The organism is Pseudomonas sp. P1_F1_2, from assembly GCF_056405815.1.
In genome coordinates, this window is sequence record NZ_JBFUBK010000158.1 from 1 (window position 1) to 9,770 (window position 9,770).

A 9,770-nucleotide genomic window follows, 5' to 3' on the forward strand; every position below is an offset into this window, starting at 1 on the left:
TATTCCTTCTGAAAGAACGCGGTCGAATGTGGGAGCGGGCTTGCTCGCGAAGAGGCCTTGCCAGGCAACACAAAAACCTCAGAAAACTACTCGACCACCAACCGTCCCAACCGCTGCTTGAGCATGCGATTCTCGGCCCGCAGTTGCTGGACTTCTTCCAGCAGGTCCAGCGCCAAAGCAACGCCTTCCCATTCCAGTTCCAGGTCGCGCCGCAGCTTGGCGGCGCGCTTGGCCAGGGCCAGTTCGTAATCGTTGAAACGCCAATCCTTGGGCTGCTGGCCCTGAGGTTCGAGGATGCCGTGTTCGACGATTTCGATCACGTTGACGTCCGACAGGTCGGTCGCCTCACAGAATTCTGTCAGGTCCAGTTGAACGATCAGGGGACTGCTCATCGTCAGTAACTCCTTGGTGCCAAGCGATCAAAAATGTTCTCTGGGATCAAATGCCGCTTTTTTTGCCAGTTCCTGCCACAGGGCCTTGACGTCATCGTCCGATTTCTTCGGCATGACCGCCTTCAGTTGAACAAACAGATAACCGCGCTCACCGGCCTTGTTTAGCAAACCATGGCCCTTGGCGCGCATGCGCTGGCCGTTCTGGCTGCCTGCCGGCACCTTGAGGTTGATCTTGCCGGTCAAGGTCGGTACGGCGACTTCGGCGCCCAGCGCCAACTCCCACGGTGCCAGTGGCAAGGTGATGATCAGGTTCTCGCCTTCGACATCGAATTTAGGGTGCGGCGCAAAGCGGATGGTCAGGTACAGGTCGCCATTGGCACCGCCACCTACGCCCGGCGCCCCTTGGCCCTTGAGGCGGATGCGCTCGCCGTCGGTCACGCCGGCGGGGATCTTCACGTTCAGGCTTTTGCTGGTATTGCTGACGTGCTGGCCGGCAGCGTTGTACTGCGGCACCTGGAAGGTGACCTTCTTCGATTCGTTCGAGAGGGTTTCTTCCAGAAATACCCCGAGTTCCATTTCCACGTCTTGCCCTCGACGTCCGGTACTGCGACGCGACTGTCCACCACCAAAACCAGGGCCACGGTTGCCGAAGATCGAACTGAAAAAGTCCGAAAAATCGCCCGAGTCCTGACCACCACCGAAACCGCCTGCGCCACGCCCTTGCCACCCTGGCGGGCCCTGGAACGGCTGGCCGTGCTGGCCGTACTTGCGCAAGTCGTCATATTCGGCGCGTTTGTCGGCGCTTTTCAGTGCTTCATAGGCTTCCGAGGCGTCCTTGAACTTGGACTCGGCGTCCTTTTCCTTGCTGACATCAGGGTGGTATTTGCGCGCCAGCTTGCGATAGGCGGCCTTGATTGCCTTATCGTCAGCCGTCGGCTCCACACCGAGAATCTTGTAATAGTCTTTGAAGTCCATCGCGGGAATCACCATCCGTTATCAAAGTCGCGCCACCCGCCACAGCATGCGCTTGTTCGCAGCATTGAGGTTGACCGATCTCAAGGTTGTGACCGGGCGTCGCATCAGAAGTTTATCGGCAGCGGGCGGGGCTTCTTGCGACGGCCCCGCGGCTGTCCGGTTGATGCAGGGTAGTTTGGGGGTGATGGGGCGTCTTTCAAGACACAGGCGAGCGAGATTTAGCAGATAGTCGGCCTTCGAATATTCGCCTTCCTGACATACACTGCGCGGCCGTTTTTTAACCGGAACTTGAAAGACATGAAAAACGCATCTCCAGCCCGTGCCTGCGGTATCGACTTCGGCACGTCCAACTCCACCGTCGGCTGGCTGCGCCCCGGCATGGAAACGCTGATCGCGCTGGAGGACGACAAGATTACCCTGCCCTCGGTGGTCTTCTTCAATATGGAAGAACGCCGCCCGGTGTACGGCCGGCTGGCGCTGCACGAGTACCTGGAAGGCTACGAAGGCCGGCTGATGCGCTCGCTCAAGAGCCTGCTGGGTTCCAAGCTGATCAAGCACGACACCAGCGTCCTGGGCACGGCGATGCCGTTCAAGGACCTGCTCGGGCTGTTTATCGGGCAGTTGAAGAAGCGTGCTGAAACCACCGCCGGTCGGGAATTCGACGAAGTCGTGCTGGGCCGTCCGGTGTTTTTCGTCGATGACGATGAACTGGCCGACCAGGAAGCGGAAAACACCTTGGTCGACGTGGCTCGCGCCATTGGCTTCAAGGATGTCTCGTTCCAGTACGAACCGATTGCAGCGGCATTCGACTATGAGTCGACCATCGAAAAAGAAGAGCTGGTACTGATCGTCGACATCGGCGGTGGTACGTCTGACTTCTCGCTGGTGCGCCTGTCGCCTGAGCGCCGCAACCACGACAACCGTCACGACGACATCCTCGCCACCGGCGGCGTGCACATCGGCGGTACCGATTTCGACAAGCAGTTGAGCCTGCAAGGCCTGATGCCACTGTTCGGCTACGGCAGCCGCATGAAGAGTGGCGCCTATATGCCGACCAGTCACCACATGAACCTGGCGACCTGGCACACCATCAACTCGGTGTACTCGCAAAAGTCGACCCTGGCCTTGGGCAGCATGCGTTACGACATCGAAGACACCGGCGGCATCGATCGCCTGTTCAAGCTGATCGACCAGCGCGCCGGGCACTGGCTGGCCATGGAAGTGGAAGAAACCAAGATCCAGCTGACCCACGCCGACAGCCGTCACGTGCCGCTGGACCGTATCGAGCCGGGGCTGAGTGTGGAATTGAGCCGCGCGCTGTTTGAATCCGCCATCGAAGCACTGCTGGAGCGCGTGYGCACCAGCGTGAGCCAGATGCTCAACGACGCCGATGTGCGAGTCGATCAGGTGGATACGGTGTTCTTCACCGGCGGTTCGAGCGGGATTCCGGCGCTGCGTAACAGCGTTTCGGCGATGTTGCCCAATGCGCGGCATGTCGAAGGGAACATTTTCGGCAGCATTGGCAGCGGTTTGGCGATTGAAGCGTCCAAACGTTACGGCATGATGGACTGATCCGAAAACCCTGTGGCGAGGGAGCAAGCTCCCGATGATCGTTCCCACGCTCTGCGTGGGAATGCCGCCATGGACGCTCTGCGTCCGCTGTTGAAGCTGTGACGCGGAGCGTCACGGGATGCATTCTCACGCAGAGCGTGGGAATGATCGGGTGGTAGTTAAACCATCCCGATCTGCTTCAACTCACTCTTCAAATACGCGTAGTAAATCGGCCCCGCCACTACCCCCGGCAGGCCGAACGCGGCTTCGAACACCAGCATCGCCAGCAGCAACTCCCACGACTTGGCACTGATCTGCCCGCCGACAATGCGCGCGTTGAGGAAGTATTCGAGCTTGTGGATAAAAATCAGATAACCCAGCGCTGCCAAGGCGACCCAGATCGACAGTGACAAACCGACAATCGTGATCAGGGTGTTCGACATCAGGTTGCCGATCACCGGCAACAGGCCGAGCAGAAAGGTCAGCACGATCAGGGTTTTGGTCAGCGGCAACTTGATCCCGAACATCGGCAGCACCACCGCCAGGAATATCCCGGTGAAGAAGGTGTTGAGCAGGGAAATCTTGATCTGTGCGAACACGATGTTGCGAAAGGCCTGGACCAGCAGGTGCAACCGGTCGAACAGTGCGGCGGCAAGTGGTTTGCGCTTGGTCAGGTCGGGGATGCGTTGCAAGGCGATGATCGCCCCCAGCACCATGCCGATCAGCAGCGTCACGAACATATGCGCCGCGTCCTTGCCCACCAGTTGCAGATCACTCAGGTGTTTGCTCACCCACTCGCCGATCGCCACACGAAACTCGGCGGCACTGGCGGGCAAATAGGCGTCGATGAACGGCGGCAATTGCCCTCGCGCCCGATCAACCACGCCCATGAACTTGTCGAGGGAAGCCCCGGGGTTTTCCGCTTCGTGCAGCAGAAAACTGAAAGCACCGGCAAAAATCAGAGTCAACACGCTGACCACCAAAGTGCCCAACAGTGCGACCGCCAACCAGCGCGCACGCCGTCCTTCGATCAGACGCTGCAATTGTGGCGTGAGCATGTTGACCAGCTCGAACACCAACAAACCGGCCAACAGGCTCGGCAGCAGTCGCAGAGGGAGCACCAACAGCAAACCACCAAAAATGATGATCCAACTGGTGAACAGCAAGTGGCGTTGAGAAAACGTTGGCATACAGCCTCAAAACGAACGACGTAAAAAGGATTGGCAGTCTGCCAGCGTTCCGATGTCAGCACTAGGGATTGTGTAGGTCGACCTTAGTGGGGGCACCGGCCATTTTTTTTGCTGAGCCCCTACCCGGTTCATTGCTTGTTATTTCTTCAGGCAATTGCTCATAAACACTTTACGCGCATCACCCTTCATAGCCTGAGTGGTGGCTGTTTCATTGCAGGTTTTCATCTTCTCTTGCTGGGAGGTCATCGGTTTGGCGGCTTCGGCGGCCGGGGCGGCCGGTTCAGCTTTCAGGCAATTGCTCATAAATGCTTTGCGTTCATCGCCCTTGAGGCTTTTGGTCGTAGCGTCAGCATTGCAACGGGTCATCTTCTCTTGCTGAGGGGTCTTGAGTTTGGTCACATCGACCGCATCGGTCGCCGGCTTAGCTGACAGGCAGGTGCTCATGAATGCATTGCGTTCATCGCCCTTGAGGCTTTTGGCCGTAGCGTCGGCATTGCAGGTGGTCATTTTGTCCTGCTGCGCAGTGGCAGCGAAGCCTTGGGAGCAGAGCAGCAAACCGATCATCAAAAAAGGGACACGCAACATTGTCATGGAGTTTTCTCCTTGTTGCCGTACCGATGGGCACGGCCATGTTTTGCAGTGTAGACAATGCCTGTTACACCTTCACCGACTCTCGAGGTGACTGCGCCGGTATTGCTCCGGCGTACACCCGGCCTGGCGTTGAAACATCGCGATAAAAGCCGAGCCGGTGCTGTACCCCATGTCGAAGGCGATGTCCTGAACGCTGCGGTGACTGTCCAGCGCTTCGATCGCGGCCAGAAACCGCAAGCGCTGCCGCCACTCCCCAAAGCTCATCCCCAGCTCGCGGACACACTGGCGCGCCAGCGTGCGCTCGCTGACATGGATTTGTTCCGCCCAGTGGGCCAGTGGCCGGTTATCCCCAGGCGCGGCTTGCAAGGCGTCCAGTATTCCAAGCAAGCCCGGGCTGCTGGCGTAGGGCAAGTAACACTCTTGCACCGGCGCCTGTTGCAGTTGATGCACCAGCACTTGGGCCAGGCGCTTGTCTGCCTCTTGCTCGGGGATCTTCACATCGCGCGCGGCGAAGTCCTTGAGGATGGCTTTAAGAATGTCGCTGATGGCCAGGGTGCAGGCCTGCGCAGGCAAATCCTGGCACAGCGACGGCGCGAGACAGACCGCACGATAGTTGATCGGCTGGTTGCTGTAGAAACTGTGCTCGGTGTGCGGCGGCACCCACACCGCGTATTGCGGCGGCGACATGAAACGGCTGCTGCCGATTTCCATGTGCAAGACACCGTTGGCCGAATACTCCAGCGTGCCCCACGGATGACGGTGGGCCGAGGCGTATTCATGGGTGTTGAAATCGGCGTAGCGAAAATAGACCGGGGCCGGCAGTTCGCTGAATGCCAGCAGGTCGATGTGTTTACTGCTCATGCTGTCCGGAATCCGCAGTGTGTTGTCTGGATCAAAGTATAGGCTTGCATCCAGACAGAGGATAATTGCGCTTCATTAACGTTCTGGTTTTTCCTGATGCAATACGCTTATCCCCTGCTGGCCATTTTCATTTGGGCTGGCAACACTGTGATCACCAAAATGTCAGCCGGGGCGATCTTCCCCGCCGAGATCGGTTTCTACCGCTGGCTGCTGGCCGCCATCCTGTTCACGCCATTCATGCTCAAACCGGTGATCGCACATTGGCCGCAGATCCGCCCGAACCTGGGCAAGATTTTCGTCCTCGGCGTGCTGGGCATGGCGGTCTATCAGAGCCTCGCCTACTTCGCCGCCTCCCTGACCTCGGCCACCAACATGGGCATCATTCTGTCGCTGATGCCATTGATGTCCTTGGCCATGGCGATAATCAGCCTCGGCCAGCGCCTGACCCTGGGGGCCTTGGCCGGTGCGGTGCTGTCGTTTGCTGGGGTGGCAGTGGTGGTCTCGTCCGGCAGCCTTGGCGCGCTGCTGGAGCATGGGGTGAACCTGGGCGATGCGATGATGCTGATCGCCACGTTGGCCTACGCGATCTACAGCACCTTGTTGAAAAAATGGCAGTTGCGGCTGCCACCATTGGTGTTGCTGTATTTGCAGGTGTTGGTCGCCGTGCTGGTGCTGTTTCCGATGTTCCTCGCCTCACCGAAGATCGGCCCGACGCTGCAGAACATTCCGCTGGTGTTGTATGCCTGCCTGCTGGCCTCGATGGTTGCACCGCTGGCGTGGATGCAAGCGGTGGTGCGCCTGGGGCCGAGCCGGACCACGCTGTTTTTCAATCTTTTGCCGTTGATTACCGCACTGATTGCGGCGGTGGTGCTGCATGAACAGTTGGCGCTGTATCACTTGGTGGGCGGGGTGTTGACGCTGGGCGGGGTGATTGTTTCGGAGCGTTGGACCACCGTTTTGGGCCGCGCATAGTCCTTTGTGGTGAGGGAGCAAGCTCCCTCGCCAGAGGGCGGCTTACACGCCGGCTGCTTTTAGCCGTGCCGCATGCTCGACAAACAACCGGATCGGCTCGGCGCCCTTGCCCACCCATCCCAGCGATTGATTGACGATGTCGAAGTGGTCCAGCGGATACTCATCGCCAATCACCGTGCCCAGGTGCGAACTGTACCGCCCGACCATCCCGTCGCAATACCCGGCCTCGTTCACAAACGTTTGGGCAAATAGCCGGCAACTGCGATTGGTCCCGTCAAACAGATTGCGCCCACGATCGGTCTTGCCCGGCTGTAACGTCCCGGACCACGAGTAATAACGCACGCCGTAGACCTCCTCCGGTCCATGCCCCCCCCAGGTTTCAGGCAGGCCTTGTGGATAACGCTGATTGAACAGCGCCACGCCTTCGCAGGTGAGTGAGTGATGGGACGCAGGGATATCCACCGGCAGTTTCGGCCCGCGATAGCCGGTGTCGAGCAGGCACATCAAGGCGTTGATCAACCGCAACAGACAGCTCAACAGGCGGCCCTTTACGCTGTCGTGCGGGTAGTGCTTGTGCAGGTAATCGGCCAGTTCCGAACCGTGATTCGGCCCGGCCACCGAGGTCACCGACGCCACCAGGTCCGGTCGTTTGGCAGCAGCGTAACGTGCGGTGAGCGAACCCTGGCTGTGGCCGATCAGGTTGACCTTCGCGGCCCCGGTCTCGTGCAGGATTTGTTCGATACGCGCCAGCAGTTGCTCGCCGCGCACCTCATTGGAATTGAGCGGCGAGACCTGCACCGCAAACACGGTCGCCCCACCCTGGCGCAGGGCCGAGACGATGCCGTACCAATACGGATAGAGCACAAGTCGGATAAACCCGAGCATTCCCGGGACCAACACCAGCGGGTAGCGCGTAGCGGAACCTTGCGACATGGGCGAACGTCCTTGTGGTCGAGGAGATGAAGCAAGGCGCGAGGCAAGACGTCAGCCAAGCATCGTCACCGAACATGACAACTCGACGACCAGTTTATGACATCCACCCYACTTCAACCCCACCACGCCCGCCACGATCAGCCCGACCGACACCACTTTGATCGCCGTCAGGCTTTCGCCCAGCAGCGCAAACCCGAGAAACACCGTGCCCAGTGAACCGATGGCGGTCCAGATCGGATACGCGATGCTCACCGGCAACTCGCGCATGGCCAGGGTCAGGAAGTAAATCCCGCCCACTGCCGCCACGACTGTGATCAGCGACGGCCAGGGCCGGGTGAAACCTTCGGCGTACTTCATGCCCATCGCGAAGGTGACTTCGAACCCGGCGGCGATCAGCAGAAACAGCCAGGCCATCTAAAACTCCCTGGCCAGCGCCAGCAAACGCTGCTCGGCCTCGGCGGCAGAGACCTGGAACGTACGCGCCTCGGACTCTTCGCCCTCGGCGGCGACCACGGTGATGTCGGTAATACCGATGAATCCCAGCGCCGTGCGCAACAACGGATCGGCATGGTTCATGGCTTCCAGCTCACCGCCCGGGCCGAACCCGAAGCCGCCGCGACTGGTGACGATCAAGGCTTTTTTGCCTTGAACCAGCGGCTCGTATTGGGCCACGCCATTGTCCAGCGTGTGATTGAACGTCAACCCGAGCCGCACAATTTGATCGATCCAGGCCTTGAGGCCACTGGGTACGCTGAAGTTGTGCATCGGCGTGGAAATCACCAGCAGGTCGTGCCCGAGCAATTCGCCGACCAGTTCATCGCTGAACGCCAGGTCGGCCTGCATCGACAGCGGTCGTGCCTGGGGTTCGGGGTAAAACGCGGCGGCCACAAAGGCTTCATTGACCGGCGGAATCAGCGCCCGCCCGACTTCACGCCGGGTCAACCGGGCCTGCGGATGGTGCGCCTGCCAGGCTGCAAGAAACACTTCGGCCAAACGCCGGGAGTGAGAACGATCGCCACGGGGGCTGGCGTGAACGGCAAGAATTTTACTCATCTGAATCTCCTTGGGATTACACTCAAACGGCTTGTGGCTTGCAGCTTGATGCTCCCAGCCAACCGCTTCAAATGAGCAGAAATCAGTCGGGATGAATCCATTTCATCCATGGAGTTCTCAATGTTTGCTTCGCTGCCGTTGACCGCCCTGCGCGCCTTCGAATCCGCCTCCCGCTTGCTGAGCTTCAAGGCGGCTGCGCAAGAACTCTCGGTGACGCCGACGGCGGTGTCCCATCAAATTCGCTCGCTGGAAACCTGGCTCGGCGTGCCGCTGTTTGAACGCCTGCCACGGCAAGTGCGCCTGACCGACGGCGGTGAGCGGTTGTTCCACAGCCTGCACGGTGCTTTTCTGGACGTGGCGCAAAGCGTCGACACCTTGCGCCCGCAACACAGCGGCACACACCTGACCCTCTCCACCACCGCCGCCTTCGCCGCGTTGTGGCTGGTGCCGCGCCTCGGACGCTTTTACGCGCGCCACCCCGGCATCAGCCTGCGCCTGGACACCCATTGCGAAGTCATCGATTTGCATCAGGACGCCAGTGTCGATCTGGTCCTGCGCTACAGCCTCGACGACTACCCCAACCTGTATGGCTTGTGCCTGTTTGATGAGTCCTTCGGCGTGTATGGCTCACCCGAGCAAGTGGCGCTGGCGGCCCAGCGGACACCCGCGCTGATCAGCGTGCGTTGGCACAATTCCAAGTTGTATGCCCATGGCTGGGAGGCCTGGTGCGCCAAGTCCGGCGAAACCTGGCTGAAGGAACAACCTGCGGTGCGTGAATACGACGAAGAGCATTACGCCCTGCAAGCGGCGATTGCCGGGCAAGGGCTGGTGCTCGCGAGCAATATTCTGGTGTCAGAAAGCGTGGCCAGCGGTTTGCTGGTGCCCTACAAGGGCGACATTCAAGTCGACGGGGCCGGGTATAGCGCACTGTGTGTGCCGGGTCGCGAGCGTCATCCGCCGGTACGGGCATTTTTTGCATGGTTGCGTGAGGAAGCGTTGTTGTCCGGGCATGCGGGCATACTGAAGGACCTGTAGCGCCCGACATACCGCCATCGCGGGCAAGCCCGGCTCCCACAGGTTGTGCGGTGAAATCGACTGCTGTGATCGACTCAAATCCCTGTGGGAGCATGGCTTGCCCGCGATGACGTCTTTACAGACGCCGCAATTCACTTGGTGGGTTTGACGGTCACCGGCGCTTTCCCCGCCTTCATCTGTTCCAGCAACGGCGCACACTGGTTTGGCGCGTCACCAC

The 9,770-nt window shown here is 59.8% G+C and carries 11 protein-coding genes and 1 pseudogene; 3 read left to right on the forward strand and 9 right to left on the reverse strand.

The annotated features are described in order from the left end of the window. Positions 1–86 precede the first annotated feature (86 nt). Together AC1D2P_RS29140 and AC1D2P_RS29145 are read right to left on the reverse strand one after the other, a co-directional pair. Positions 87–392, reverse strand: a complete 306-nt coding sequence (locus tag AC1D2P_RS29140; protein ID WP_109785468.1) for a chaperone modulator CbpM — start codon at positions 390–392, stop codon at positions 87–89. 27 nt (positions 393–419) lie between these two features. Beyond that, positions 420–1,367 carry a DnaJ C-terminal domain-containing protein gene (locus tag AC1D2P_RS29145; RefSeq protein ID WP_109785533.1) on the reverse strand — a complete coding sequence of 316 codons (948 nt, stop codon included), beginning with the start codon at positions 1,365–1,367 and terminating at the stop codon, positions 420–422. 297 nt (positions 1,368–1,664) lie between these two features. Here AC1D2P_RS29145 and AC1D2P_RS29150 point away from each other — a divergent pair, with 297 nt between their 5' ends. Further along, the gene (locus tag AC1D2P_RS29150; protein ID WP_477811720.1) at positions 1,665–2,939 is read left to right on the forward strand and encodes an Hsp70 family protein; all 1,275 of its coding nucleotides are present in this window, start codon (positions 1,665–1,667) and stop codon (positions 2,937–2,939) included. Positions 2,940–3,097: 158 nt separating this feature from the next. On the opposite strand, the gene AC1D2P_RS29155 is transcribed toward AC1D2P_RS29150, so the two are convergent. From AC1D2P_RS29155 to AC1D2P_RS29170, 4 genes and pseudogenes are all read right to left on the reverse strand, one after another. Beyond that, positions 3,098–4,108 (reverse strand): AI-2E family transporter, encoded by a 1,011-nt coding sequence (locus tag AC1D2P_RS29155; protein ID WP_046033041.1) that lies wholly within the window; start codon positions 4,106–4,108, stop codon positions 3,098–3,100. Between the two features lie 138 nt (positions 4,109–4,246). Continuing rightward, a complete protein-coding gene (locus AC1D2P_RS29160; RefSeq protein ID WP_311132848.1) occupies positions 4,247–4,411 on the reverse strand; it encodes a PsiF family protein in 165 nt (54 codons plus the stop codon). Continuing rightward, positions 4,394–4,699 (reverse strand): annotated as a pseudogene (locus AC1D2P_RS29165) (PsiF family protein); the annotation flags it as partial. The pseudogene AC1D2P_RS29165 and the gene AC1D2P_RS29160, both read right to left, overlap by 18 nt. 72 nt (positions 4,700–4,771) lie before the next feature. Continuing rightward, complete coding sequence (locus tag AC1D2P_RS29170; protein ID WP_109785466.1) at positions 4,772–5,560, reverse strand: AraC family transcriptional regulator; 789 nt, start codon at positions 5,558–5,560, stop codon at positions 4,772–4,774. 96 nt (positions 5,561–5,656) lie between these two features. Between AC1D2P_RS29170 and AC1D2P_RS29175 the strand changes: the two genes are divergently transcribed. Further along, the gene (locus tag AC1D2P_RS29175; RefSeq protein WP_077432391.1) at positions 5,657–6,532 is read left to right on the forward strand and encodes a DMT family transporter; all 876 of its coding nucleotides are present in this window, start codon (positions 5,657–5,659) and stop codon (positions 6,530–6,532) included. Between the two features lie 42 nt (positions 6,533–6,574). Here AC1D2P_RS29175 and AC1D2P_RS29180 read toward each other — a convergent pair whose 3' ends face one another. From AC1D2P_RS29180 to AC1D2P_RS29190, 3 genes are read right to left on the reverse strand one after another with little or no spacing between them, the layout of a single operon-like run. Beyond that, on the reverse strand, positions 6,575–7,465 hold the full coding sequence (locus AC1D2P_RS29180; RefSeq protein ID WP_109785465.1) for a lipase family alpha/beta hydrolase: 891 nt from the start codon (positions 7,463–7,465) through the stop codon (positions 6,575–6,577). Between the two features lie 51 nt (positions 7,466–7,516). Beyond that, positions 7,517–7,879 carry a DMT family transporter gene (locus AC1D2P_RS29185; RefSeq protein ID WP_477811721.1) on the reverse strand — a complete coding sequence of 121 codons (363 nt, stop codon included), beginning with the start codon at positions 7,877–7,879 and terminating at the stop codon, positions 7,517–7,519. After that, complete coding sequence (locus tag AC1D2P_RS29190) at positions 7,880–8,518, reverse strand: FMN-dependent NADH-azoreductase (RefSeq protein ID WP_109785464.1); 639 nt, start codon at positions 8,516–8,518, stop codon at positions 7,880–7,882. It lies immediately after the preceding gene. A 108-nt stretch (positions 8,519–8,626) separates the two neighbouring features. Between AC1D2P_RS29190 and AC1D2P_RS29195 the strand changes: the two genes are divergently transcribed. Further along, a complete protein-coding gene (locus tag AC1D2P_RS29195; protein ID WP_177412225.1) occupies positions 8,627–9,553 on the forward strand; it encodes a LysR substrate-binding domain-containing protein in 927 nt (308 codons plus the stop codon). Positions 9,554–9,770 lie beyond the last annotated feature (217 nt).